Annotated in this window: 24 protein-coding genes; 13 read left to right on the top strand and 11 right to left on the bottom strand. The window is 41.0% G+C overall.

Going from position 1 to position 25,502, the window contains the following annotated elements; genetic code table 11:
* Positions 1-5 precede the first annotated feature (5 nt).
* Together secA and HW120_RS08035 are read left to right on the top strand one after the other, a co-directional pair.
* Positions 6-3,362: a preprotein translocase subunit SecA gene (gene secA, locus HW120_RS08040; RefSeq protein ID WP_177733001.1), complete on the top strand. Its 3,357-nt coding sequence runs from the start codon at positions 6-8 to the stop codon at positions 3,360-3,362.
* A gap of 154 nt (positions 3,363-3,516) precedes the next feature.
* Complete coding sequence (locus HW120_RS08035; protein WP_177733000.1) at positions 3,517-4,758, top strand: cation:proton antiporter; 1,242 nt, start codon at positions 3,517-3,519, stop codon at positions 4,756-4,758.
* A gap of 43 nt (positions 4,759-4,801) precedes the next feature.
* On the opposite strand, the gene HW120_RS08030 is transcribed toward HW120_RS08035, so the two are convergent.
* The 3 genes from HW120_RS08030 to HW120_RS08020 are packed head-to-tail and all read right to left on the bottom strand — an operon-like array spanning position 4,802 to position 8,688.
* Entirely contained in the window at positions 4,802-6,199 is a 1,398-nt protein-coding gene (locus HW120_RS08030; RefSeq protein WP_177732997.1) for an FAD-binding oxidoreductase, read from the bottom strand.
* Between the two features lie 27 nt (positions 6,200-6,226).
* Complete coding sequence (locus HW120_RS08025; protein ID WP_177732995.1) at positions 6,227-7,441, bottom strand: MFS transporter; 1,215 nt, start codon at positions 7,439-7,441, stop codon at positions 6,227-6,229.
* A gap of 17 nt (positions 7,442-7,458) precedes the next feature.
* Positions 7,459-8,688: a multidrug effflux MFS transporter gene (locus HW120_RS08020; protein ID WP_218618742.1), complete on the bottom strand. Its 1,230-nt coding sequence runs from the start codon at positions 8,686-8,688 to the stop codon at positions 7,459-7,461.
* A gap of 130 nt (positions 8,689-8,818) precedes the next feature.
* Between HW120_RS08020 and HW120_RS08015 the strand changes: the two genes are divergently transcribed.
* From HW120_RS08015 to meaB, 3 genes are all read left to right on the top strand, one after another.
* Positions 8,819-9,226 (top strand): RrF2 family transcriptional regulator, encoded by a 408-nt coding sequence (locus HW120_RS08015; protein ID WP_177732993.1) that lies wholly within the window; start codon positions 8,819-8,821, stop codon positions 9,224-9,226.
* 56 nt (positions 9,227-9,282) lie between these two features.
* Positions 9,283-9,930, top strand: coding sequence for an NAD(P)-dependent oxidoreductase (locus HW120_RS08010; RefSeq protein WP_177732991.1), 648 nt, complete (start codon positions 9,283-9,285; stop codon positions 9,928-9,930).
* 108 nt (positions 9,931-10,038) lie between these two features.
* The gene (gene meaB / locus HW120_RS08005) at positions 10,039-11,109 is read left to right on the top strand and encodes a methylmalonyl Co-A mutase-associated GTPase MeaB (protein ID WP_177736251.1); all 1,071 of its coding nucleotides are present in this window, start codon (positions 10,039-10,041) and stop codon (positions 11,107-11,109) included.
* Between the two features lie 8 nt (positions 11,110-11,117).
* On the opposite strand, the gene HW120_RS08000 is transcribed toward meaB, so the two are convergent.
* Together HW120_RS08000 and HW120_RS07995 are read right to left on the bottom strand one after the other, a co-directional pair.
* Positions 11,118-11,345 carry a hypothetical protein gene (locus HW120_RS08000; protein ID WP_177732989.1) on the bottom strand — a complete coding sequence of 76 codons (228 nt, stop codon included), beginning with the start codon at positions 11,343-11,345 and terminating at the stop codon, positions 11,118-11,120.
* Between the two features lie 23 nt (positions 11,346-11,368).
* Complete coding sequence (locus tag HW120_RS07995) at positions 11,369-12,769, bottom strand: MATE family efflux transporter (protein ID WP_177736248.1); 1,401 nt, start codon at positions 12,767-12,769, stop codon at positions 11,369-11,371.
* Between the two features lie 228 nt (positions 12,770-12,997).
* Here HW120_RS07995 and HW120_RS07990 point away from each other — a divergent pair, with 228 nt between their 5' ends.
* The 3 genes from HW120_RS07990 to HW120_RS07980 all read left to right on the top strand — a co-directional run bounded on the left by HW120_RS07990 (position 12,998) and on the right by HW120_RS07980 (position 14,480).
* Positions 12,998-13,489, top strand: a complete 492-nt coding sequence (locus HW120_RS07990) for a hypothetical protein (RefSeq protein WP_177732988.1) — start codon at positions 12,998-13,000, stop codon at positions 13,487-13,489.
* Between the two features lie 110 nt (positions 13,490-13,599).
* A complete protein-coding gene (locus tag HW120_RS07985; RefSeq protein WP_177732986.1) occupies positions 13,600-14,049 on the top strand; it encodes a copper resistance protein NlpE in 450 nt (149 codons plus the stop codon).
* Between the two features lie 5 nt (positions 14,050-14,054).
* Positions 14,055-14,480 (top strand): META domain-containing protein, encoded by a 426-nt coding sequence (locus HW120_RS07980; protein ID WP_177732984.1) that lies wholly within the window; start codon positions 14,055-14,057, stop codon positions 14,478-14,480.
* Between the two features lie 38 nt (positions 14,481-14,518).
* On the opposite strand, the gene HW120_RS07975 is transcribed toward HW120_RS07980, so the two are convergent.
* Positions 14,519-15,397, bottom strand: coding sequence for a PPK2 family polyphosphate kinase (locus HW120_RS07975; protein ID WP_177732982.1), 879 nt, complete (start codon positions 15,395-15,397; stop codon positions 14,519-14,521).
* Between the two features lie 130 nt (positions 15,398-15,527).
* Here HW120_RS07975 and HW120_RS07970 point away from each other — a divergent pair, with 130 nt between their 5' ends.
* The 5 genes from HW120_RS07970 to HW120_RS07950 all read left to right on the top strand — a co-directional run bounded on the left by HW120_RS07970 (position 15,528) and on the right by HW120_RS07950 (position 20,599).
* Positions 15,528-16,361 carry a DUF6929 family protein gene (locus HW120_RS07970; protein ID WP_177732979.1) on the top strand — a complete coding sequence of 278 codons (834 nt, stop codon included), beginning with the start codon at positions 15,528-15,530 and terminating at the stop codon, positions 16,359-16,361.
* A 278-nt stretch (positions 16,362-16,639) separates the two neighbouring features.
* Positions 16,640-17,086, top strand: coding sequence for a MarR family winged helix-turn-helix transcriptional regulator (locus HW120_RS07965; protein ID WP_177732977.1), 447 nt, complete (start codon positions 16,640-16,642; stop codon positions 17,084-17,086).
* 1 nt (position 17,087) lies between these two features.
* On the top strand, positions 17,088-18,473 hold the full coding sequence (locus HW120_RS07960) for a TolC family protein (protein WP_177732975.1): 1,386 nt from the start codon (positions 17,088-17,090) through the stop codon (positions 18,471-18,473).
* 12 nt (positions 18,474-18,485) lie between these two features.
* A complete protein-coding gene (locus HW120_RS07955; protein WP_177732973.1) occupies positions 18,486-19,439 on the top strand; it encodes an HlyD family secretion protein in 954 nt (317 codons plus the stop codon).
* Between the two features lie 2 nt (positions 19,440-19,441).
* Positions 19,442-20,599, top strand: a complete 1,158-nt coding sequence (locus HW120_RS07950) for an ABC transporter permease (RefSeq protein ID WP_177732971.1) — start codon at positions 19,442-19,444, stop codon at positions 20,597-20,599.
* A 53-nt stretch (positions 20,600-20,652) separates the two neighbouring features.
* Here HW120_RS07950 and HW120_RS07945 read toward each other — a convergent pair whose 3' ends face one another.
* The 5 genes from HW120_RS07945 to HW120_RS07925 form a co-directional block, all read right to left on the bottom strand.
* On the bottom strand, positions 20,653-22,284 hold the full coding sequence (locus tag HW120_RS07945; protein WP_177732969.1) for an ABC-F family ATP-binding cassette domain-containing protein: 1,632 nt from the start codon (positions 22,282-22,284) through the stop codon (positions 20,653-20,655).
* A 190-nt stretch (positions 22,285-22,474) separates the two neighbouring features.
* Positions 22,475-22,696, bottom strand: coding sequence for a putative signal transducing protein (locus HW120_RS07940; protein ID WP_177732967.1), 222 nt, complete (start codon positions 22,694-22,696; stop codon positions 22,475-22,477).
* Between the two features lie 2 nt (positions 22,697-22,698).
* Complete coding sequence (locus HW120_RS07935; RefSeq protein WP_177732965.1) at positions 22,699-23,346, bottom strand: DEAD/DEAH box helicase; 648 nt, start codon at positions 23,344-23,346, stop codon at positions 22,699-22,701.
* A gap of 59 nt (positions 23,347-23,405) precedes the next feature.
* Complete coding sequence (locus HW120_RS07930) at positions 23,406-24,569, bottom strand: sigma-54-dependent transcriptional regulator (protein WP_177732963.1); 1,164 nt, start codon at positions 24,567-24,569, stop codon at positions 23,406-23,408.
* A gap of 87 nt (positions 24,570-24,656) precedes the next feature.
* Entirely contained in the window at positions 24,657-25,496 is an 840-nt protein-coding gene (locus tag HW120_RS07925; protein WP_177732961.1) for a mechanosensitive ion channel family protein, read from the bottom strand.
* Between the last annotated feature and the right edge of the window lie 6 nt (positions 25,497-25,502).

The following is a 25,502-nucleotide window of genomic DNA, read 5'->3' as shown; positions in this document are numbered from 1 at the left end:
AAATTATGAGTTTCGTAAACAGCATATTAAAAGCTTTTGTGGGAGACAAATCTCAAAAAGACGTAAAAGCGATTCAACCGATTATTAACAAAATCAAATCATTTGAAGGAGCATTAGCAGCTTTATCAAATGATGACTTAAGAAATAAGACGACCTATTTTAAGGATCAGCTTAAGAAAGCGAGAGCTGAAAAAGACGCTAAAATAGAAGCCTTAAAACAAGAGGTTGAAAAAACGGATGACATTGATGCAAGAGAAGACCTATATGCTTCTATAGACGCTATTGAAAAAGAAGCTTACGATCTTTCTGAAAAGACTTTATTAGAGATCCTGCCGGAAGCCTTTGCTGTTGTAAAAGAAACGGCACGTCGTTTCAAAGAAAATACCCATATTACCGTAACAGCTACATCCAGAGACCGCGAATTGTCGGCTTCAAAACCCTATATCGTTATTGAAGGAGACAACTCCGTTTGGGCAAATACCTGGAATGCTGCCGGAAAAGAAATCACCTGGGATATGATCCACTATGACGTTCAGTTAATTGGTGGTGTTGTATTGCATCAGGGTAAAATTGCCGAGATGCAAACCGGTGAAGGTAAAACGTTGGTTGCAACCTTACCAATCTATTTAAATGCTTTAACCGGAAACGGTGTTCACCTGGTAACCGTGAATGACTACCTTGCCAAACGTGACAGCTCGTGGAAAGCACCTTTATTTGAATTCCACGGCTTAACTGTAGACTGTATTGACAACCACCAGCCCAACTCGGAAGGTCGTAAAAAAGCCTACGAAGCAGACATTACCTACGGAACAAACAATGAATTTGGTTTTGACTACCTGAGAGACAACATGGCGCATTCGCCGGCTGAACTGGTACAAAGAAAACACAACTATGCTATTGTCGATGAGGTTGACTCCGTATTAGTCGATGATGCCCGTACACCGTTAATCATTTCCGGTCCGGTTCCGCAGGGAGATCGTCATGAATTTAACGAACTAAAACCAAAAGTAGAAAACTTATACAGCCTTCAAAGACAATTGGCAAACGGATTCTTAACCGAAGCGAAACGTCTGTTAAAAGAAGGAAATACAAAAGACGGTGGTTTCCAGTTATTAAGAGCGCACCGTGCTTTACCAAAAAATAAAGCTTTAATTAAATTCCTGAGTGAGGAAGGAATGAAACAAATCCTTCAGAAAACAGAGAATCAATACATGGCAGACAACAACCGTGAGATGCCAAAAGTTGACGAAGCTTTATACTTTGTAATCGAAGAGAAAAACAATCAGGTAGAATTAACCGATAACGGAATCAAATTCCTTTCTAAAGATACAGACGAAACGTTCTTTATCTTACCGGATATCGGAACGGAAATCGCTGCGATTGAAAAACTAAAACTTTCAAAAGAAGAAGAAGCCGAAGCAAAAGAAAAACTATTCCAGGATTTCGGTGTAAAAAGCGAGCGTATCCACACGTTAACTCAGCTTTTAAAAGCCTATACCCTATTTGAAAAAGACACGGAATACGTTATCATGGATAACAAAATTCTGATCGTTGACGAGCAAACAGGACGTATCATGGATGGCCGTCGTTATTCTGACGGATTACACCAGGCGATTGAAGCTAAAGAAAATGTAAAAATTGAGGCGGCTACACAAACATTCGCTACGATTACCCTGCAAAACTACTTCAGAATGTACAGCAAACTATCCGGTATGACCGGTACTGCTGTAACGGAAGCAGGTGAGTTCTGGGAAATCTACAAATTAGACGTAGTTGAAATTCCTACAAACAGAGGAATTGCCCGAAAAGATAAAGAAGATCTAATCTACAGAACGGTTCGTGAAAAATTCAACGCGGTAATTGAAGACGTTGTAGAACTTTCACAGGCTGGAAGACCGGTATTGATCGGTACTACTTCGGTAGAGATCTCCGAGTTATTAAGCCGAATGCTGAAAATGCGCGGGGTTAACCACAACGTATTGAATGCGAAATTACACAAACAGGAAGCACAAATTGTTGCCGAAGCCGGTAAACCGGGAGTAGTGACAATTGCTACCAACATGGCTGGTCGTGGAACGGATATTAAATTAACTGAAGAAGTGAAAGCAGCAGGTGGTTTGGCAATTATCGGTACCGAGCGTCACGATTCCCGTCGTGTAGACCGTCAGTTAAGAGGTCGTGCAGGACGTCAGGGAGATCCGGGAAGTTCTCAGTTCTATGTTTCTCTGGAAGATAACTTAATGCGTTTGTTCGGTTCCGAAAGAGTAGCAAAAGTTATGGACAGAATGGGATTAAAAGATGGTGAAGTAATTCAGCACTCCATGATGACCAAGTCTATCGAAAGAGCTCAGAAAAAAGTGGAAGAAAACAACTTCGGTGTTCGTAAACGTTTGTTAGAATATGACGACGTTATGAATGCACAACGTGAAGTAGTTTACAAACGTAGAAAACACGCGTTACACGGAGAGCGTCTGAAAGTGGATTTAGCAAACATGATGTATGACGTTTGCGAACTAATCGTAGAACAAAACAAAGCGGCCGGAGACTATAAAAACTTCGAATTTGAACTAATCCGTTATTTCGCAATCAGTTCTCCTGTTGCAGAAAGCGACTTCGCACGATTAACAGAGCGTGAAGTAATCGGAAAAGTATATAAAGCAGCTTTACAGCATTATACTGATAAATCGGAAAGAAGTGCTAAAGAAGCATATCCGGTAATCAAAAACGTATACGAAAACAACAACGGTCAGTTTGAGCGTATTGTCGTTCCGTTTACAGACGGTATCAAATCCTTGAATGTTTACACAGATTTACAAAAAGCTTACGAAACAGAAGGAAAATCGTTAATTGGTGATTTCGAGAAAAACATCACATTAGCGATTGTGGATGAGGCCTGGAAAAAACACTTACGTAAAATGGACGAATTGAAACAATCCGTTCAGTTAGCCGTTCACGAACAAAAAGACCCGCTACTTATTTATAAGTTCGAAGCGTTCAACCTGTTCAAAAACATGTTAGACAACGTAAACAAAGAAGTAATTTCATTCCTTTTCAAAGGAGATTTACCGTCACAAAACCCAAACAACATCCAGGAAGCCGAAGAAGTACAGGTACAGGAAGAGTACACGATTTCTAAAGAAGAAGTTTTAAACTCGGAAGAAATTGCTGAGAAAAACTACCAGGCTTCACAGGCACAGCAACAACAACCGGTAACGGAAACTATTGTTCGCGATGCGCCGAAAATTAACCGTAATGACAATGTTACCATTAAACATGTCATGACCGGAAAATCAGAAACCATGAAATTCAAAAAAGCGGAGAGCCTGTTGGCTTCCGGCGAATGGGTTATTGTAAACGAATAATCTAATTTTTCGAAATAGTTAAAAAAACCCGATAATCATCGGGTTTTTTTATTTTTATAATAGGCTTAACATCTTTTTTATATTTTTTCCTTACCTTTTTACAGCATAAAATTTATTGCCTATAAAATAATCCTTTAACCCTTAAATTATTAGTATGGAGTTATACTATTCTTTTTCAATTTTACTCGTTTTAGCCTCATTTTTCGCTTATTTAAACATTCGGTTTTTAAAACTGCCTTCCACTATCGGGGTAATGATAATCGCCATGATTACCTCCATTATTTTAGTTGTTTTCGGGCATATTTTCCCCGACACCTTAACCCGGTTTTCCAAACTCATCAGTGAGGTGGATTTTACCGAAGTCCTGATGGGCGCCATGTTAAACTTCCTGTTATTTGCCGGTGCGATCCACATTAACCTCGTGGATTTAAAAGAACAGCGATGGCCCATTATGGTCTTTTCCACATTTAGTGTAATCCTGTCTACGTTACTTGTAGGCGTACTGTTATACAACATATTTCCGTTATTGTCCATCGACATGCCATTCATTTATTGTTTGCTGTTTGGTGCTTTAATCTCCCCTACCGATCCTATTGCCGTTTTGGGAATCCTTAAAAATGCCAACGTTCCAAAATCGCTGGAAACAAAAGTAGCCGGAGAATCCCTTTTTAACGACGGGGTTGCCGTTGTGGTCTTTGCCGTAATTTTGCAACTGGCACAAGGCAGGGCGATTGACCTTTCATTCGGACATATTTCCTGGCTCATTATAAAAGAAGCCCTCGGCGGTTTCCTGTTGGGAATCCTGTTGGGAATCACCGCTTCCAATGCCATGCGTAAAATTGACGATTACAAGGTTTCCGTTTTAATTACCCTATCGGTAGTTATGGGCGGTTATCTTATTGCTCATACCATGCACATTTCCGGACCATTAACAATGGTAGCAGCCGGTTTGATCATTGGAAATTACGGAAAGAAAACAGCCATGTCACCCGTTACCAAAGACTACCTGAATAAATTCTGGGAACTGATCGACGAAATCATGAATGCGATTTTATTCCTTTTCATCGGATTTGAATTGCTATTGATTCCGAACATTCTCGGATATTGGCAAATCGGGTTGATCTGTATTTTACTGGTTTTATTTTCCCGCTTTTTATCCATCTGGATCCCTACGCTGGTCATTCCGTTTAAAGAGAAATTCAACCGCGGCACCATCAAGATTTTAGTCTGGGGTGGTTTAAGAGGCGGTGTTTCCATCGCGCTGGCACTTTCCATAGAAGAAGGTCCGCACAAGCAAATGATACTGGCAATTACCTATTTTGTAGTGGTCTTTTCCATCATCGTGCAGGGACTGACGATCGGAAAACTTGCCAACAGGGTTTTACCGAAAGAATAATAAAAAAAGCGGCTGTAAATACAGCCGCTTTTTTTATGTAACGTTATAGCGAGTCTGGAAATATCTTCCCCGGATTCAGGATGTTATTCGGGTCAAAAACAGCTTTAATGCTCTTCATTAACAGCAGCTGTTGTTTGCTGAACGCAATGTCCATAAAATTCTTTTGTACATAACCAATACCGTGCTCCCCGGATAAAGTTCCTTTTAAGGCAACGGTAAGTTCAAAAATTTCACGGATTCCTTTCGGTACTTCCGTTTTCCAGTTTTCATCCGTCATATCCCCTTTAATGATATTCACATGCAAATTACCGTCACCGGCATGTCCGTAACAAACCGATTTGAATCCGTATTTGTTCCCGATCGTTTTGATCCCTTCCAATAGTCTTGGCAGCTCATATCGCGGCACAACAGTATCTTCTTCTTTATAAACCGAATTGGATTTTACCGCTTCCGCCACACCTCTTCTCATTTTCCACAAAGCATTTTTCTGGTCGTCTGTATCGGCAAAAAGAATTTCATCAATGTCAAACTGCTCCAAAACCTGCATGATTTTTTCGGCTTCGGCAAAAAGTACATCCGGATAATTACCGTCAACTTCAATCAGCAGATGCGCCTGGATATCGGCTTTAACGGCTACATTTAAACCGTCAATAAATTTCAGTGTCCAGTCAATCGCATCCCGCTCCATAAACTCCAGCGCACTCGGAACGATACCGGCTCTGAAAATAGCAGAAACCGCTTCACATGCCTGTCCTGCTTTATAAAAAGGAACCAGCATCAGGACATTGTGATTGTTTTTCGGCAGCAGCCTTAAAACAATTTTGGTAACGATACCCAGAGTCCCTTCACTGCCCACCATGAGCTGTGTCAGGTTATAACCGGTAGAATTTTTTAAAGTATTCGCCCCGGTCCAGATTATTTCACCGGTTGGCAAAACCACTTCCAGATTAAGCACATAATCTTTTGTAACTCCATATTTTACCGCTCTGGCACCACCTGCATTTTCGGCTACATTACCGCCAATAAAACAGCTTCCTCTGCTGCTCGGATCAACCGGGTAAAACAAGCCTTTCTCCAGAACAGTATCCTGTAAAACCTGAGTAATTACAGCCGGTTCGGTGATAACCTGTAAGTTTCTTTCATCAATTTCCAGAATCCTGTTCAATCTTTCGGTTGAAATCGCAATTCCGCCGTGAATACTCAAAGCGCCTCCGCTCAGTCCCGTTCTGCCGCCAATCGGAACAACCGGGATCTTATAGGCATTGGCAACTTTTACAATCGCGGAAATTTCCCGGGCCGAAGCCGGTTTTACCACGACATGGGGCGGAAAAACAAAATCTTCGGTTTCGTCATGTCCGTAGCTATTACGGGTTTCATCATCGGTAAAAACAAAAGAAACACCTGTTATCTCTTGAAGTTTTGCTATTATTTCGGGAGTCATTGTTATCATTTTATACGGTGAAATTACCTATTTCTTCTTAATATTCGGAAGGAAATAAGCAATAAGTCCGATCAAAGGTAAAAACGCACAGATCTGGTAAACATACGTGATACTCGTTTTATCCGCTAAATACCCCAGTATAGCCGAACCTAATCCGCCCATACCGAATGCAAATCCGTAGAATAAACCGGAAACCATGCCCAGTTTTTTAGGCAGTAATTCCTGCGCATATACCAGAATTGCCGGGAAAGCTGACGATAAAATCACCCCGATAACCATCGAAAGCACACCGGTCCAGAATAAATTGGCAAAAGGCAGCATCAGTGTAAAGGGCGCTACACCCAGAACCGAAAACCAGATTACGTATTTTCGTCCGAATTTATCGCCTAACGGTCCGCCCAAAAGGGTTCCGGCCGCTACCGACATCAGGAATAAGAACAAATGGAATTGCGCATCCTGAACCGAAACGTGGAACTTATCCATCAGGTAAAAAGTAAAATAACTGGACATACTCGCCGTATAAAAGAACTTTGAGAAAATCAGCAATAACAGGATAATGATGGAAAAGGTAACCTGGGTCTGCGAAAGATTGTGCAATATTTCAGGCTCCGTTTTTTTCGATTTACGAAGGCTCAGGTGATCGCGGTACCAAAAAGCAATTTTACTTAAAACAAACATGGCAATAATGGCAAAGATCAGGAACCACAAGATGTACAGCTGTCTTTTAGGAACAACGAATATAGCTACCAATAACGGTCCTATTGCTGTTCCGGCATTTCCGCCAATCTGAAAAATCGACTGTGCCAGTCCGCGTTTTCCGCCCGATGCCAGATACGATACCCGTGATGATTCCGGATGAAAAATGGACGACCCGATACCAACCAGTACAACTGCCAGCAAGATCAGGTAGAAATTCGTGGCATAGGATAAAACCACAATTCCGGCGATGGTGAACAACATGCCGTACAACTGCGAAAACGGTTTGGGGTTTTTATCGGTATAGAAGCCTACAAATGGCTGTAAAATCGAAGCAGCCATCTGATATGAGAACGTAATCAGTCCGATCTGTGTGAACGACAAATTGAAATTATCTTTTAAAATCGGATATACCGAAGGGATCACCGCCTGCAGCAAATCGTTCAGTAAATGGGCAAAGCTGATCGAAAATAGTATGGAATAAGCTGTTTTTTGTGCCAGTTCCTTGGATTCAACAGCTGTTATCGTAATATCATTCGTTTTCATATAACGCTATAATTATTTTATTTTTTTAGAGGAATCGCCACCGGAGCCAGTTTTCCTTTTTTGACTTTTGCATTCAGCTGCATGACAATCATAAAGGCTAAAATTCCGGACAAGGCCATTCCGAAAATCATCGGGAACAGGGTTTCATTGTGCAGGGCGCTCACAACTGCCGAGAGTATTGCGCCGCTAACCATTTGTATAAACCCGATTAAAGCAGAGGCGCTTCCCGCATTTTCTGTAAAAGGAGCCAATGCCATAGCAGTACTATTGGGTACCAGTAATCCCAAACAGAACAAAAATGTAAACAGATGGGCTATCAAAACGCCGGTAGTAATCAGCTCACTCTGGAACAATACGATTAAGGATACGGCAACAATGAACAGCGTACAGGAAGACAATGTGATGATCTGCAGGGACGAAAATCGCTTCAACAGCAAACGGTTAAGCTGGCTGCCCAGTATAAAGCCCATCGCATTAGTACCGAAAACCCAGCCGTACTGCGCTTCCGTCAAACCGAAATATTTCATAAAAACAAAAGGCGAACCGCTGATATAAGCAAACATCCCGGCCATGGCAATACTGCCTGAAAAAGCATAGAACAGAAATGTTTTTTCGTTAAAAACCGTTTTATAATCCTGAATCACATTTTTAAAATTCAGCGGTTTATCGTTTGCTTCCTTTTGACTTTCCGGCAAATAAAAATATACTGCCAGCGTCAAAATAAAACCGAATGCCGTTAGAAAATAAAATATCGTCCTCCAGGTCGAAACGGTCAATATCCATCCGCCTATTGAAGGCGCCAGTATGGGCGCTACACCCACTATCAGCATTAAAATCGAGAAAATTTTAGCAATTTCCGCTACCGGAAACAAGTCCCTTACCACGGCACGCCCCACAACCATTCCTACGCAACCACCTAAAGCCAGGATTACCCGCATTGTGATGAGCCACGAAATCGAAGGCGATAAGGCACAGCCAACGGAAGCCAGCATAAAAACACTCAATCCGAAAAGCAGCGGTTTCTTTCTTCCGAATTTATCCGTTATCGGGCCGTAAAAAAGCTGTCCTATACTGATTCCGATAAAATAACTGGTTAAGGACAAGGTTACCTGTGCAATATCGGTTTGCAGTCCTTTTGCGATGGCCGGGAAAGCCGGTAAATACATGTCGATACTAAATGGGGCTAAAGCTGATAAGCCGGCAAGAATAAAGAGAATCGTGTATTTCTGTTTAAAAGTCATCTTCATTTTTAAATTTCAACGTGCAAATTTCGGCAATAGTTCGGAGATTAGCCGTACTAAATTATCTTAAAAAAATGCCAAAATATTTTTTTATTCCGATAGACATCATAAATTTGTAACATATTTTATTACAGTTATGATTAGCGGAAAATTTGCAATTACAACCCATATTTTAACTTTACTGGCGAAATTCCCCGAAGAGTACCTGGCATCCGATTATATTGCCGGAAGCCTGAATATTCATCCGGTTTTGGTACGTAAAGAAATTGCAAATCTTAAAAAGAACCATTTGGTGGAAAGCCGTGAAGGGAAATACGGCGGTACCAAACTGCTCAAATCGCCCGAAGCCATCTCTATGGAAGAGATTTTCAATATCACTTTCGAAAAGGTCAACTTCGGTTTTTCTAAAAATGACCCCAACCCGCTTTGTCCGGTTGGCAAACAAATCAACACTAATCTGACGCATTTATATGACGATATTAACGATTCCATTATCAGCAAATTAAAGACAATTTCGCTGGCAGAATTCAGTGAAAAATTCTGACCGGTTTTTTTTACCCAAAACTGTAACAAATTTTATTATATATTAATTTTATATCTATGAAAATAGCAATCATCGGAGCTACAGGATTTGTAGGCTCAAACATCTTAAAAGAAATAGCAGGCCGTAACCACGAGGTAACCGCCATTGCCCGAAATCCGAAAACTTCGGAAGCACAAAATATCAGCTGGGTAAAAGCGGATATTTTTAATGCCGCAGAACTGGCGTCTGTTTTGGCCGGAAATGATATCGTGATCAGTGCCTACAATTCCGGGTGGACCAACCCGGACCTGTATAATGATTTTATTGCCGGTTCCAGATCCATACAGGAAGCTGTAAAAAAATCAGGCGTAAAACGTTTTATCGTGATTGGCGGTGCCGGAAGCTTATTTGTAGCACCTGGTTTACAGGCTGTTGACACACCCGATTTCCCGAAAGAATATTATGCCGGTGCCTCAGCCGCAAGAGATTACCTGAACATCTTAAAAGAGGAAAAAGAACTGGATTGGGCTTTCTTTAGTCCGGCATTCGAAATGCACCAGGGAATCACCACCGGAAGAACCGGTAAATACCGTTTGGGCTTAGACAATCCGGTTTTTGACGACAACCAGAGAAGTATTCTTTCTGTTGAAGATTTAGCCGTTGTTATTGCCGATGAGGCAGAAACACCGAAACACCACCAGGTACGCTTTACAGCAGCATATTAATTCCTTCTTTTTTTATACTAAAAGTGCACATTGTCAATTTGAGCTTGAACAGTGTGCACTTTTTCTTTAATTTTACCATTCAAATTTATTCCAGTGGCTCAAAAGAAAATGCATCCTTCCGCTTTACACGAAAAAGACGGCATCGAACAACCTGAAATTATCAGTTCGGCTTCCGTTTCCCAGATTCAGCAATTTCGCCGTAAGCAGCCGTCTGCCCAGCAATTGATAGACGGTATCCTGAAAGGAAACAAAATCGCCCTGAGCCGCGCCATTACCCTTGTAGAAAGTACCAGCCCTGCCCATCTGGAAAAGGCAAATGAGGTCATCAAAGCCTGTTTGCCGCATGCCAATCAATCGGTTCGCGTAGGCATTACCGGAGTTCCCGGTGTTGGAAAAAGTACTTTTATTGAAGCTTTTGGTAAATACCTGACCAGTTTAGGAAAAAAAGTAGCGGTTCTTGCTGTCGATCCGAGCAGTTCGCTGTCGCACGGCAGTATTTTAGGCGATAAAACGCGGATGGAAGAACTGGTAAAGGATGAAAATGCCTATATCCGTCCTTCTGCTTCCGGAGAAAGCCTGGGTGGTGTCGCCCGTAAAACAAGGGAAACGATCATTCTTTGTGAAGCCTGCGGATTTGATACCATCCTGATAGAAACCGTTGGTGTGGGCCAGAGCGAAACAGCCGTACACAGTATGGTGGATTTCTTCTTACTGCTCAATTTAGCCGGAGCCGGCGATGAACTGCAGGGAATCAAACGCGGTATTATGGAAATGGCTGATGCGATTGTGATCAATAAAGCCGATGGCGACAACATCAAACGCGCCCGTCTCGCTAAAACGGAATACAATCGTGCCTTACACCTTTTCCCGATGAAAAATTCCGGCTGGTCGCCTAAAGTAACTACTTGCAGCGCACTGACAAATGAAGGCATTGCCGATGTATGGGATACCATAACGGATTATTTCCAGCTAACGCAGGACAATGACTATTTCAGTAAAAAACGTAGGGAACAAAATCAGTACTGGTTACTGGAAACCATCAACGAACAGCTGAAACGCAACTTTTACAATCATCCGGATATCCAGATATTACTGGACGAAAACAAAAAAGCGGTGCAAAACAATGAAATATCACCGTTTGCAGCCGCTCAGTTATTATTGGAAAAGTATTTTAAATAACCGGTTCGTTATTCTTCATAACGTTCCATCTCTCTGTCGTAAAATTCTCCGGCAAGAGTGATTAATTTCTCCATTTCCGCTTCCAGTTCATCTTCCTCTTCTTCATCCAGTTCTTCTAGGAACTCGATTTCATCATCTTTAAGGTTGATCAAAAAACGGGGATATTCCAGGTGAATGATAAAAATATCATCCGGAAAATCAGTGTTATCGGCCAATACAAATTTTGGTAATTCCATGTTCAATACGTATTTATGTCTTTTTAATTAACTATTTCTGCCTGTCTTGCTTTATCTTCCAAAAGCAGTTTGTTCGTCAGGCGGCTAAAACGAAGATACAAAAATATTGCGGCTATCGTTAAACCTGCCAACAATCCGATCCAGATACCCACACCACCCAGTTTGGTGTACAATCCCAGATAAATAGAGATCGGAAAACCAATAACCCAATAGGCTACAAAAGTGATGTACATTGGTATTTTAACATCCTGTATGCCTCGCAAAGCTCCCAGAACCACTACCTGTACACCATCGGAAATCTGGAAAACCGCAGCCACCAATAACAAATGGGAAGCAATCAGGATAACCTCAGCCGTGTCTTTCAGGTGCAGGGCATTTTCCACGTTTACAAACAAACCCGGTAAAACTTTATGCAGTGCAATAAACAACAAGGCAAATACTGTTTCAATCACCACGGCCAGCAGGAATATGGAACGGGCAACGATCTGCAGTTTTTTATAATCCTGCATACCTTTCTGATTACCGACTCTCACCATTCCGGCAACACTCAGTCCGGATGCAAACATAAAGGTCAGGGAAGCCATACTCAACGCAATCTGGTTTGCTGCCTGGCTGGTTGTTCCTAATCGGCCGGAAAGCCATATTGCACCGGTAAACAAGGCTACTTCAAAAAACATCTGCATGGAAGAAGGCAAGCCCAATCCTACAATCTTATTGATCATGGTTTTCCGGATCTCTCCAAAACTGAAGTTTTCAAAATATGGTTTGAATTTTTCTTTTGCTTTCAAAGCATAATGCATGTAAATGAGCATCACAAACCGGGAGGAAACAGTACCTACCGCTGCGCCTACAATTCCCATTTTGGGGAAAATCCAGATCCCGTAAATCAGGAAATAATTGATAATCAAGTGTACCACATTACACAAAATGGTGGCCCACATGGCATATTTGGTTTCCGATTTCCCATCGGCAAATTGTTTGTATCCCTGGAAGATGATTAACGGGATCAATGAAAAAGCGACGATATCTAAAAACGGTTTCGCCATTTCAACAACCTCGGCAGGCTGTCCCATATAACTGATGATCGGTTTGGAAAAATAGATCAGGGCAAACAGCGAAATTCCCAGAATAGTACACAGGAACAAACCGTGATGGAATACACTTCTCCCCTTTTCAATACTCTTTTCACCATCGGCTTCTGCAATTAACGGTGTAATCGCTGTAGAAAAACCGATTCCCAGAGACATGGCGATAAAAACAAAACTATTTCCTAAAGAAACGGCAGCCAATTCGGTTGGTCCTAATTTACCAACCATAATGTTATCCACGATTCCTACAAGTGTGTGCCCAAGCATTCCTAGAATAATAGGATAGGCTAATTTTAAATTATATCTGAACTCTTTTGTGTATACCGACAATCTCATTTTCTCCACATTTCCGGCAAAGGTAAGAACTTGCTTCTCCATAAAATAAACAAAAAACTTAATTTTTTAGCCTTTCCAAAAAACATTACAAAAACCTAACAACCAAACAGATAACATTATTTATGATGTATTTTTATATTAATTTAACATAAAATTATCTTTTGAGGCAAAACAAAATGGCGCAATTATTGTTTGAATAGCAAATATTAAACATTAAACGTATTCATTATGAAAAATGTAAAAAAGCTTTTAGGACTGACTGCGATAGCTGCAGCACTATTCTTTTCCACAGATTCCCAGGCACAGACTCAGGGGTATGAAAAAGGATGGCGACTTGGGTTTGGGTTAAACGGAGGTATTCCAATTAACAGCGCGTATGATTTCAGTTTGGGGGCTGATGCAAGGCTGCAATACGATTTGACGCAAAAAACTTCATTGGCAGCAACTACGGGGTACACCCATTTGTTCAATAAAGAAAAAGATGCGGGCTTTATTCCTGCAAAATTAGGATTCAAATCCTTTTTAGGGGACCAGATTTATGTTTTGGGTGAAGTGGGTGCCGGAATCGGGGTGAACGACGGCATGGGTACTTCCTTTTTATGGGCTCCCGGTGTTGGTATCGCCACCAAAAACATCGATATCAGCTTACGATACGAAGATTATAACCATTTCAATACAGGACAGCTTTCGCTTCGACTGGCCTATGGTTTTAAATTATAATAGGAAAAAGGTGATGTTTTTTTAACTGATTTTTAAAAAATGTTAAAAAAATATCACTACCTTTAAAGTGTATTTCTTGAAAAATAGTCATAAACTTTAAATCAATTCCCATGAAAAAAGTAATCCTTGCCGTTGCATGTATAGCATTGACAATGACATCCTGTAAAAAGGAAAACAAAGCGGAAAGTACTGGCGCAGAGACAGAAATGAAAGGAACGACAGTACCGGAAAAAAGCAGTGAGAATTTATTGGACTGGAGCGGAACCTATATAGGCGTTACTCCTTGTGCCGATTGTGAAGGTATTGAAACATCCATTACAGTAAATGAAGACAAAACTTTTGCGATGTCCACAAAATACCTGGGTAAGGGCAATGATATTTTTCAGATAACAGGTACTTTTTCATGGAGCAGTGATGGCAGCACCATCAAGTTAGACAATATCAAAAACGGTCCGAGCCAGTTCCTTGTCAGTGCCAATCAATTGATCATGCTGGATATGAACGGTAACAAAATTACGGGAGCATTAGCTAAAAAATATGTTCTCAACAAACAAATGTAACAGATATGAAAAAAATAGTAGTAGCCTTAGTAACCTTCGCTTTTATCACTGTAGGATGTAATTCTTATAAAAAAGCCGATACAGCCGTTGCCTTAGAAGGCACGAAATGGAAACTGACCGAATTAATGGGTAAACCCGTAACCACAACAAAAAACGGTAAAGACATTTACCTGCAACTGAACAAAGAGGATCATCGTGTTTCCGGATTCAGCGGATGTAATGGCTTTGGCGGAACCTATGAATTGAAAGAAGGAAGCCGTATCTCGCTTTCCCATTTAATGGGTACGCTTATGGCTTGTGAAGACATGACAACAGAAAGTGAATTTTTAAAAGCCTTACAAACGGTAGACAACTACAATCATAACGGTAAAACCCTGCAGCTCAACCGTGCCCGAATGGCACCGCTGGCGAAGTTTGAAGCCGTAAAATAAATAAAAAAAACGCCTTATAAGTAAGGCGTTTTTTTTATTTATTCTTTTCCCAGCTGTTCAATATAAACGGCTATATTCTTTTTAATTTCAGGATCCAGCTCCGGTTCTTTGATATCGGTATATTTCTCCATTTCATCCAATATTGTTTTGGCAACGATATAACGGCAGGTTTCTTTATTATCTGCTGGAACGACATACCAGGGCGCATGCTTTTTGGAAGTATTATTGATAACTTCTTCATAATATTCCTGATATTGCTCCCACAAAGCCCTTTCTTTTAAATCTCCGGGGGAAAATTTCCAATTGTGGTCTTCAATATTCAGGCGTCTTAACAATCGCAGGCGCTGTTCTTCCTTACTCAGATGCAGGTAGAATTTCAGGACAATAATCCCGTTCCGGGTAATATGCTTTTCAAAATTATTGATCTGCTCATAGCGGTCTTCCCAAAAATCTTCCGGGATGTCTTCCACCCTTTCAATACCCGGTAAATTTTCATTGAGTATGTATTCAGGATGCACTCTTGTGACCAGTACATTCTCATAATGCGTTCTGTTAAAAACCGAAAACTTGCCTTTTTCCGGAAGTGCTAAATAATGGCGCCATAAATAGTCGTGTTCCAGTTCTGTGGAATTTGGCGTTTTAAAACTATGCACCACTACACCGCGGGAATTAAATTCCTTAAAAACCTCACGGATCAGGCTGTCTTTTCCCGAAGTATCCATTCCCTGCAGACAGATCAGCACACCATAACGGTTATGGGCATACATTTTATCCTGGAGCCTGCTTAGCTTTTCCCTTGTTTTTTCCAATGCTTTCGACTTCTTTTTCTCTGAAGTATCAACATTGTACACCGTGGGTATATCGGATAATTTTATTTTTTTATCCACTCTAAAATCATCACATTTAATATTCTTCATAGCACTGGACTTTTACATTTCTATAAAAATAAGAATATTTTTAATCCGACTGCTGTAATTTCAGGCGACTTTTTTCCTTATTCTGGAAATATTGCAGTACTTTGAACACAGCAAATTCAACAGCAAAATCATGAATAGATTCACATTGGAATTACTCTTTCAAATTATCGGAGTAGGTTCGGCATCCGGTTTGTTTTTTAAGGACAATACGTTAAACATCATCAGCGACAACAGTTCTTATTTATATGAATACCAACTGAAATCTTCCGAGCTGAAACGCCATCCGTTAGCGGATAATCCGGCTGAGAACATTGCTAAAAAAATCAAACCAGATTTTGAAGCAATAACGTCCTATGCGGACACGCTTTATCTTTTTGGTTCCGGTTCGACACAAAACCGAAACAAAATGGTAAAAGTTAATGCTAAAACAAAGGAAGTCATTTCCGAAACCGATCTTTCCGATCTGTATCTGGCCATGCAAAGTTTTGCCGCCATCAGTCCGGAAAATTTCAATATTGAAGGAGTTGCCTATACCGGGGAAAGCTGGTACTTTTTTAACCGCGGCAACGGAAGTTCCGGGAAAAATATCGTTTTTACCATCCAGGGCAAAAACCTTATCGATGATTTCAGCATTATTTTCAGCGAATTGAAATTACCTAAAATTAAAGGTGTCCGTACCGGATTTACCGATGCTGTACACGTGAATGATAAGCTATACTTTTTGGCAGCCGCCGAAAACACGACCTCAACCTATAATGACGGTGCCGTTTTGGGAAGCGTTATCGGCTGTATTGATATTGAAAAGATGAAAGTTGATTTTACCCGAAAAATCACCGACACGCATAAGTTTGAAGGTTTAACCGTTTACCGCCAGTCGGCTGATGATATTACCTTCCTGTTATGTGAAGACAATGACACCGACAAACTACAGGCAGACATTTACCAATTAAGCCTGAAAAAATAAATTCCGGCACACCCGCAAAATCAAAAAAAGGCATGGAGGATAACTTCATGCCTTTTTTAATCCGCTGTTACAGTCAGCATCTTCACAACAACACCATTCAAAATGCGATTAAATCTGTGATTATTAACCAAAAAATCACAATTCAGGAATCGTTTTTAGAAAAATATATCTTACATTTATAGGAACATATTTCTTATAAAAAAATGTTAATAACAAGAAAAATAAGGAATTAGCCGGTAAAAGTCGCTACTTTTGTAGTTGTTTAAACAACTATTGTCATGGAAACTATTTTTACAACTGAAAATTTATACAATATATTATCCGGAAGAATACAGTCGGCTTTTAACCGGGCTTTGCTGAATAATTTCAAGGCTAACAATATTGGTTTAACAAAAGAGAAATGGTCCATACTGGCAGTACTCTGGAAAAATGACGGTTGTTCCCAGCAGGTACTTGCCGATGAAACCTATAGGGATAAACCAAGCATTACCCGTTTAGTGGACAATCTTGAAAAAGAAGGATTGGTGACCCGCAAACCGGACGCCAAAGACCGTCGCCTGAACCTGATTTTCCTGACCGACAAAGGGAAATCTATTGAAAATACGGTTATGAAAGTAGTCGATGCTACCGTGAATGAAGCGGTAAAGGGCATCGATCCGGATGAACTCCGCATTGTCCGGGAGACTTTCTTAAAAATATACGATAACCTCGAAATAAAGAAATAAGATGAAAAAAAACATACTCCTTTCCTTCGTTTCGCTATTCCTGTTTTTCCAGGCTCATGCCCAGATTGAAGTGTCTACTTCACTGGAGGATGCCATTACCAAAGCCATTGAAAAAAGCAGTTCGCTAAAAAATAAAAATCTTGAAGTTGAAAAGCTGAATCTTCAGAAAAAAAGTGTCTGGAACAAATACATTCCCACCGTTGAAGCCACAGCACTTTATATGTACTTTGACAACCGGCTGACGGTTGATTTTCCAACCGTGAATGTACCCATTGTCAATTATCCGTTGCTGGAAGGCAAAACTTCCTTTGACAATTATGGCAATATTTTCCACGGCGGTATCATGGCAAAAACGGTTTTGTTCAGTGGCTTTCAAATTCCGAACGGCGCCAAAGCCATCGAACAGAAAGCCATCGGGACTGCCTACCTGACAGAGTCTGAAAAAGACGGCATCATCAAAGACGTAATCAATACTTTCGACCAGCTGGCACTTTTAAACGAAGTGGAACGGCTGATCAACGACAGCGAGAAAAGACTCAATACCGAAACGCTGCGCGTTAGCAGAGCAATCGAACAGGGACTTGCCATTCCGTATGACCGGGATAAAATCAAGCTGGCCACACTGGAACTGAGTTCCAAAAAGATAGAACTGGAAGGAAAACGAAAAGTTGTCTATAAAAAGATCAATTACCTTACCGGCTATTCCGATAGTGAGATCAAAAACGTTCAGTACAATCTGGTTCCCTATCTCATCCAGGATGAAAACCTGAGCACCGAAAACAAACAGGAAATCAAAGCGTTGCAATCGTTCAAATCGGCTTATGAGTATGCGCTGAAAAAAGAAAAAGGGACCTATTTACCCACTTTGGGTGCTTTTGGCGGGATGACCTATTCCAGTTTATTTGATGCCAATGCAACCACACCGCCGCTTCCGTTGCTGAACCAGCCGCTGAATCTGGGTTTAAATGAGCTGACCATCAGCCAGAACTGGATTATCGGTGCTGCCTTAAAATGGGAATTATTCAGCGGGTTTGAACGAAAACACAAAGTACACGAAGCCAAGATCAATATTGAACAGGTACAGAACCAGATAGACGATACCAAAGAAAAACTGCAACTGCTTCTGGAAAACAATTTCGTCAATTATACGGTACTGAATCAGAAAACAGCAATTGCCAGCCAGCAGGAAAAGGTAGCCGGCAACAACCTGAATCTGGCTGTCAAACAGTATAAAGAAGGCTTAATCAATATTTCAGAACGCCTGGAAGCCGAGAACGATTTGTACAAAGCTTCTTTAAACAAAGTAAACACTTTAATCGAGCAGCGTTTAGCCGCCATCGAAACCATAATAGCAACCGGGGAACTAACCAAACAGTTATCCAAATAAAATCAGGAACCTATGAGACAATTAATCACTTTACTGACACTAACCTCCTTAATCATTGGATGTGGTCAATCAAAAAATGATGGAAAAATCCAGGGCAAAGTCGAAAAAGAACAAATTGCCGTGGTGAGCAAGATTCCTGGAAAAATACTAAAGGTCTTCGTTAAAGAAGGCGATCTGGTCAAAAAAGGCGATACGCTGGCATTGTTGGATATTCCGGAAGTAGACGCTAAAAAAAATCAGGCGGAAGGTGCTGTGGTTTCTGCCAAAGCACAATATAAAATGGCGGTAAAAGGCGCTACCGACAACCAGATCAAACAGCTGGAAGCCAAACAAAAAGCCTTAAAGGAACAATATGATTTTGCACAAAAATCCATCCGCCGGTTGAGTAATATGCTCAAAGACTCATTGGTGTCGCAGCAAACCTATGACGAGGCTTTTGCCAAATATCAGGGTGCGCAATCGCAGTATATTGCCGTTCAGGCAGAACTTGACGATGCCCGAAGAGGGGCGCGAATTGAACAGCAAACAATGGCTTTAGGCCAACAGGACCGCGCACTTGGCGCGTTGCAGGAAGTGGAAACAGCCGACAAGGAACGCTATATCATCGCCCCGCAGGATATGAGCATTGAAACCATTACACTCAATGTAGGTGAATTAGCCTTACCGGGTTATACCCTGTTTAACGGCTATCTGGACAATACTACTTATTTCCGTTTTACCTTACCGGAAAGCCAGCTGGATAAAGTTAAAAAAGGTCAGGAGCTGTCCGTATATGTCCCGTATAAAAAGAAAGAAATGAAAGGCAGGGTTTCCACCATAAAACAATTGGGAGCCTACGGTAATATCGCTACCGCCTATCCGGATTATGAAATGCAGGAAAGTCTGTTTGAAATCAGGATTACGCCTGTAGACATTAACGCGTCAAAAGAGCTGATTACCAAAACCACAGTAACCTTATCCTTATAATTATGGAAAACTTTTGGTCCCTTTTTAAAAGAGAGTTCCGGTTCTTCTGGCAAAATAAGGTCCTTCGGTTATTGTTTATCGGAGCACCGCTTTTATACGGTATCTTATTGGGTTATGTTTACGGTAAAGGTAAGGTAACCGACCTGCCGATTGTAGTGGTAGATGAAGACCGCAGCGAGATGAGTGCGAAAGTCATTCAGATGTTTGAAGACAATGAGGTCCTGAATGTTGCCGCAACGCTGTATGATCAGAACAATTTATCAAAAGTCACCATCGACAAAGAAGCTGCCTGTGTGGTCATGATCCCGAAAGGGTTTGAAAAGAAGGTACTCACTAAAAAGTATCCGGAAATCATTACGATCGTCAACACTTCAAATGTGCTGACGGCCAATTATGCTTCTTCGGCTTTACAGGTCTGCCTGGGTACTTTAAAAGCCGGTGTGCAGATTGAAACCCTGCGCAAGCAAGGTACTCCCGAAAACCTCGTCATGACGCAATACGAACCGTTCAGAACGACTTTTATCAAAAAGTACAACCGCAGTACGAATTATATGTATTTCCTCTGGCCGGGCGTACTGGCAACCGTTTTACAGCAGGTTTTACTGTTAGGGCTTGCGTTATCGTTTGCCTCCGAGTATGAAAACGGAACATTCCGGGAACTGGTTCAGAAATGTCCGTCCCTGTTAAAGCTGATGGCTGTTAAAATCATTCCGTATCTGCTTATGAGTTTCGGATTATGGATCCTGTACTGGCTGTTTACATTATGGTTCCGGATTCCGTTTTTTGACAACCTGTTACCGCTTACTTTTGTGGCCGGCATCTTTGTGATTTCCGTCTGCTTTATCGGCGTACTAGTTAGCATACTGGTTCCGAACCAGCTTAAAGCAACCGAAATTTTAATGGTAATTGCCACACCCAGTTTTATTTTGAGTGGTTTTACGTGGCCGTTAAGCCAGATGCCGTTTTGGGTGCAATGTGTTGCCGATGTGATTCCGCTAACACATTTCCTGAAGGCTTTCCGGATACTGATTATCGAAAACGGGGAGTTATCCCAAACGGTTAGTGCGCTGCGCAACATGATTATCATCGGGCTCGTTTGCGGGATTGCTTCCTATATTGCCTTATACTACAAACGAAAAAGCATTTTGAAAAACGAATAAAAAAAGGGCGGTTATTAGATTAACCGCCCTTTTTATTATATTCCCTGAATAGCTTATTTTTCAATCTCTCTCAGGCTTTCCATTTTCTTTAATTCCAGGAATCCTTTAATATCTTCAAAGTGTTCTTTAACTCTTTTGTTTCCGAATTCGAATACTTTTGTCGCCAGTCCGTCCAGGAAGTCACGGTCGTGCGATACCAGGATCAGCGTTCCGTCGAAATCTTTTAGCGCATCTTTGATGATATCCTTGGTTTTCATATCCAGATGGTTCGTAGGCTCATCCAGAATCAGGACATTAACCGGCTCCAGCAACAGTTTGATCATCGCCAGACGGGTTTTTTCTCCTCCGGACAATACTTTTACTTTTTTAGTGGTGTTGTCACCGCTAAACATAAACGCTCCTAACAAATCCTTGATCTTGGTACGGATGTCACCCACAGCAATATGATCGATTGTTTCAAAAACAGTTACGTTCTCGTCCAATAATGACGCCTGGTTCTGTGCGAAGTATCCGATCTTAACATTGTGTCCCACTTCCAGTTTTCCTTCAAAGTTAATTTCGTTCATGATCGCTTTGATCATGGTCGATTTTCCTTCTCCGTTTTTCCCTACAAAGGCTACTTTCTCACCTCTTTCAATAACCATATTGGCATCGTTAAAAACCACATGGTTGTCATAGGCTTTGGACAATCCTTCCACAACTACCGGATATTGCCCGGAACGCGGTGAGGGCGGGAATTTTAAGCGCAGTGCCGAAGTATCCACTTCGTCTACCTCTACAATTTCCAATTTTTCCAGCATCTTCACACGGGATTGTACCTGTAAGGTTTTGGAATAGGTTCCTTTAAAACGGTCAATAAATTCCTGTGTTTCCGCGATCATTTTTTGCTGCTCATCGTATGCTTTTTGCTGGTGCACGCGACGGTCTTTACGCAATTCCAGATAATCGGAATATTTGGCTTTATAATCATAGATACGTCCCATTGTTACTTCAATAGTACGATTGGTAATGTTATCAACAAAAGCACGGTCGTGGGAAATTACCATTACTGCTTTGGCAGAATTGATCAGGAAGTCTTCCAGCCACTGGATACTTTCAATATCCATGTGGTTCGTTGGCTCATCCAGTAAAATCAAATCGGGTTTTTGCAATAAGATTTTTGCCAGCTCGATTCTCATTCTCCATCCACCACTGAACTCCGAAGTAGGTCTTGTAAAATCTTCTCTTACAAATCCCAAACCTTTCAGTACTTTTTCGATTTCCGCTTCGTAGTTTACTTCTTCAATCGAATAGAATTTCTCACTTAACTCGGAAACTCTTTCAATTAATTTCATGTACTCGTCACTTTCATAATCCGTACGAACGGTTAACTGTTCGTTAATGGCATCAATTTCATTTTTCATTTCGAAAATGGTGGCAAATGCTTTGGAAGTTTCTTCAAAAACGGTCGCATCATCTTTCGTTAATAAATGCTGTGGCAAATAGGCTATTACGGCTTCTTTGGGTGCAGAAATATTTCCTGTTGAAGGTTTGTTCACACCTGCAATAATTTTAAGTAAAGTAGATTTTCCAGCTCCGTTTTTACCCATTAAAGCTATCTTATCATTTTCATTGATGGCGAAAGTCACATCACTGAATAATGTGGTTCCTCCAAATTGTACCGAAATATCGTTAACTGTAATCATTGTATGGTTTTATGAATGTGTTATGCTTTTTATTTTTAAAGGCGCAAAGATAGTTTTTTATTGAACAGTTATTCAGTTTCTTAACAGCAGAGTTTACAGCTTTTTTATTCTTTACTGAAATTTCCGGTTGTTTGAAAAACAAAAGCCGGCTTTATCGACCGGCTTTTGTTGTAATACTCTATTCTCCTGGCTATCCAAGACTCATCCTGAAGGCTTCAATAACGGGATTTGCTTTTGCAAAATAAGCTTCATTGATAAACACTTCAACCGCCAGGCCTTTTGCTCCGGCACCGCTCACTTTTGCCGTTTGAACATTGTTTTTAACAATGGTATCCACGCCGGCTTCTTCCAGTTTTGTTTGCAAAGTGAGTGCTAAAGTTTCACTCCCTGAAAACACTTTCATCATTCCCATAATTATATGTATAAATTTTCGTCTTCATCCTCTTCATAATCGTCTACACCGAACAGATACGGTTCGATCATGATTTTATCAGCCAGCACTTCTACTCTTTCGGTCAGGTTTTCCGAGAAGAACAAACGCTGTGTTTTTTCAATACTGCTCGACAGGCGCAATACGACGGCATCCATACGCAGTTTGAAAAGTTCATCGGAATCATCGATCACAAACATCTTAATCGTGTTCATGTTGAATCCTGCCGAAGAGAACATGGCATTGATTTTTGTCGGTGTCCCGATAAGAACATCAATTCCCAGTGAAATGTGGTTTTTATCATAATCGATATCCCCTTTATCATGTGTTCCAAAAACACGAAGGTCATGGTAATTGCCAAACTTTTTAAACAGTTCAACCATTTTCAGCACTTCTTCCTTGTCTTTCACCATGATCAGGGCTCTGGTCGATTCGCCTTCGGCTTTTTCCAGTTTCTGGATAACGGTATAAACAATTGTGGTGGTTTTACCTCCTTTTGACGGCATGATAACTACCGCATCGGCTCCGCTTTTAAGGGTTCCGAAGCAGTCTTTCTGTATTTCATTAGGCGTTTGAATCCCGTTTTCTGACAAGGCTAATGCCAGTTTTTCATTTATCTTTTTTAATTTCATCTGTATAAAGAAAGGAACAGAAGCTTGCGCTGCTGTCTTTTATTTTTTACTACTTATTGCTATTTGCTCGCGAACATTTTCACGTCATTCTCCGATATTTCCGCTCCGCCTAAAATGATTAACCGTTCAATCACATTGCGCAGTTCCCGGATATTTCCGGTCCAGTCGTATTCCTGTAACAGTTTTACTGCGGCAGCCGAAAATTTCTTTGCCGTATTTCCCTGTTCGGAAGCAATTTTTTCGGCAAAGTGTTTTACCAGCAACGGGATATCGTCTCTTCTGTCGTTAAGCGCCGGTACTTTAATTAAGATTACCGCCAGACGGTGGTATAAATCTTCTCTAAAGCGTCCTTCTTCAATTTCTTTTTTAAGGTCTTTATTGGTTGCTGCCACAATACGGACATCTACTTTTATGTCTTTATCCGCCCCTACACGGGTAATCATGTTTTCCTGTAAAGCTCTCAGTACTTTTGCCTGGGCTGGAAGGCTCATATCGCCTATTTCATCCAGGAAGATGGTTCCCTTATCGGCCGCTTCAAACTTTCCGGCACGATCCTTTACAGCCGAAGTAAAAGCTCCTTTTACGTGACCAAATAATTCACTTTCGATCAATTCGGACGGAATCGCAGCACAGTTCACTTCTATCAAGGGTGCCGCAGCCCGTTCGCTTTTTTCATGCAGCTGGTGGGCAACAAGTTCTTTTCCGGTTCCGTTAGGTCCGGTTATCAGTACCCGCGCTTCTGTGGGCGCTACTTTGTCAATAATCTCCTTGATATGGTTAATAGGCTCGCTATTCCCGATCATCTCGTAGTTTTTACTGACTTTTTTCTTTAGTATTTTATTTTCAACAACGAGTTGTTTTCTGTCTAAGGCATTGCGGACCGTATTTAGCAAACGGTTTAAATCGGGCGGTTTGGAAATATAGTCAAATGCTCCCAAACGCATGGTATTAACCGCTGTTTCAAGATCGCCGTGTCCGGAGATCATCACCATCGGAATTTCCGGTTTTATCTTTTTTACCGCTTCCAGCACTTCTTCTCCATCCATCTTGGGCATCTTGATATCACAAAGTACCAGATCGTAATCTTCATTTTTAATCTTTTCCAATCCCTTAAGTCCGTCTTCCGCTTCTTCAACGATATAGGTATCATTCTCCTCAGACAGTATTTTTGTCAATACTCTCCGGATAGCTGCTTCGTCTTCTATTATTAATATCTTAGGCATTTTATGATTCGTTTTTGAATATTTATCTCTTGCTAAAATAGCAAAAAGCAAAATAAAGTTTGTGAAGTTTATGCTAAACTGCTTTCATCAGGCTTTATTTTGCCGGTTTATAATGGTAACCTCACTCTGCGGAAAAGGAATCGAAATTTTATGTTGTCGAAAAGCCTCTTCTATTTTAAAGCGGATCTCACTCTGAACCCTCGGTGTTCTCATTCCGTTGCCCACATAAAAGAAAACGGAAAAACTGAGGGCAGAATCTCCGAAATCTTCAAAGATCGCAATCACCTCTTTGTCTGTTAAAACGCCTTCGGTTTCTCTCACACAGTCTTCCAGTAATTTTTTAACCAGCCGCACATCACTTCCGTAAGCCACTCCCACCGATACCTGATCCCGGTTTGTACTGTTGTTCTGTGTCCAGTTAAACAGGGTTTCACTCATAAACTTATGATTCGGGATGATCATCACCCTGTCGTTACGGGTTACGGCTCTTGTTGTTCGCAACCGGATTTCCGTTACCTGTCCCACTTTTCCGTCTACTTCAATAATATCGCCAATGTGCAACGACTGGTCCAGGATCATCAGTATTCCGGAAATAATATCCTGGAAAAAGGTTTGCAATGCCAGTCCGATCCCTACAAAAAGCGCCGCCGAAGCGGTTAAAAAGACATTCATGTTCACTCCGGATGAATGGAGTGTAAACATGACTACGAACAGGTAAACGATGTATTTAAAAAACTGGAATACGCTTACAAATTTGTTTTTGTCTTCTGCCGGTATCTTCCGGGTAATTACTTTCAGGATGAATTTTAAAATGACTCCCGTCATCATTAAAGCCACCACCAGGACAATTAAATTCACTACCGAAAAATCGATATTTCTGGTGTCTATTAATTTAAATCCGAGTATGTCTTTTAATTCATCCAACATTCCTTA

This window comes from Flavobacterium inviolabile, from assembly GCF_013389455.1.
Classification (GTDB): Bacteria; Bacteroidota; Bacteroidia; order Flavobacteriales; family Flavobacteriaceae; genus Flavobacterium; species Flavobacterium inviolabile.
The sequence above is the reverse complement of the archived record's forward strand: the minus strand, read 5'-3'. Positions and strand labels throughout refer to the sequence as shown.

Excerpts from the sequence above, each read along its gene's own strand:
- HW120_RS07975 (WP_177732982.1), bottom strand. The coding sequence starts at position 15,397 with ATGAAGAATATTAAATGTGATGATTTTAGAGTGGATAAAAAAATAAAA.
- HW120_RS08025 (WP_177732995.1), bottom strand. The coding sequence starts at position 7,441 with ATGAAAACGAATGATATTACGATAACAGCTGTTGAATCCAAGGAACTG.
- HW120_RS07940 (WP_177732967.1), bottom strand. The coding sequence starts at position 22,696 with ATGGGAATGATGAAAGTGTTTTCAGGGAGTGAAACTTTAGCACTCACT.
- secA (WP_177733001.1), top strand. The coding sequence starts at position 6 with ATGAGTTTCGTAAACAGCATATTAAAAGCTTTTGTGGGAGACAAATCT.
- HW120_RS07925 (WP_177732961.1), bottom strand. The coding sequence starts at position 25,496 with ATGTTGGATGAATTAAAAGACATACTCGGATTTAAATTAATAGACACC.
- HW120_RS08000 (WP_177732989.1), bottom strand. The coding sequence starts at position 11,345 with ATGGAATTACCAAAATTTGTATTGGCCGATAACACTGATTTTCCGGAT.
- HW120_RS07980 (WP_177732984.1), top strand. The coding sequence starts at position 14,055 with ATGAAAAAAATAGTAGTAGCCTTAGTAACCTTCGCTTTTATCACTGTA.
- HW120_RS07985 (WP_177732986.1), top strand. The coding sequence starts at position 13,600 with ATGAAAAAAGTAATCCTTGCCGTTGCATGTATAGCATTGACAATGACA.
- HW120_RS08035 (WP_177733000.1), top strand. The coding sequence starts at position 3,517 with ATGGAGTTATACTATTCTTTTTCAATTTTACTCGTTTTAGCCTCATTT.
- meaB (WP_177736251.1), top strand. The coding sequence starts at position 10,039 with ATGCATCCTTCCGCTTTACACGAAAAAGACGGCATCGAACAACCTGAA.
- HW120_RS07935 (WP_177732965.1), bottom strand. The coding sequence starts at position 23,346 with ATGAAATTAAAAAAGATAAATGAAAAACTGGCATTAGCCTTGTCAGAA.
- HW120_RS08030 (WP_177732997.1), bottom strand. The coding sequence starts at position 6,199 with ATGACTCCCGAAATAATAGCAAAACTTCAAGAGATAACAGGTGTTTCT.
- HW120_RS07930 (WP_177732963.1), bottom strand. The coding sequence starts at position 24,569 with ATGCCTAAGATATTAATAATAGAAGACGAAGCAGCTATCCGGAGAGTA.
- HW120_RS07970 (WP_177732979.1), top strand. The coding sequence starts at position 15,528 with ATGAATAGATTCACATTGGAATTACTCTTTCAAATTATCGGAGTAGGT.
- HW120_RS07990 (WP_177732988.1), top strand. The coding sequence starts at position 12,998 with ATGAAAAATGTAAAAAAGCTTTTAGGACTGACTGCGATAGCTGCAGCA.
- HW120_RS07945 (WP_177732969.1), bottom strand. The coding sequence starts at position 22,284 with ATGATTACAGTTAACGATATTTCGGTACAATTTGGAGGAACCACATTA.
- HW120_RS07965 (WP_177732977.1), top strand. The coding sequence starts at position 16,640 with ATGGAAACTATTTTTACAACTGAAAATTTATACAATATATTATCCGGA.
- HW120_RS07995 (WP_177736248.1), bottom strand. The coding sequence starts at position 12,769 with ATGAGATTGTCGGTATACACAAAAGAGTTCAGATATAATTTAAAATTA.
- HW120_RS08010 (WP_177732991.1), top strand. The coding sequence starts at position 9,283 with ATGAAAATAGCAATCATCGGAGCTACAGGATTTGTAGGCTCAAACATC.
- HW120_RS07960 (WP_177732975.1), top strand. The coding sequence starts at position 17,088 with ATGAAAAAAAACATACTCCTTTCCTTCGTTTCGCTATTCCTGTTTTTC.
- HW120_RS08020 (WP_218618742.1), bottom strand. The coding sequence starts at position 8,688 with ATGAAGATGACTTTTAAACAGAAATACACGATTCTCTTTATTCTTGCC.
- HW120_RS08015 (WP_177732993.1), top strand. The coding sequence starts at position 8,819 with ATGATTAGCGGAAAATTTGCAATTACAACCCATATTTTAACTTTACTG.
- HW120_RS07955 (WP_177732973.1), top strand. The coding sequence starts at position 18,486 with ATGAGACAATTAATCACTTTACTGACACTAACCTCCTTAATCATTGGA.
- HW120_RS07950 (WP_177732971.1), top strand. The coding sequence starts at position 19,442 with ATGGAAAACTTTTGGTCCCTTTTTAAAAGAGAGTTCCGGTTCTTCTGG.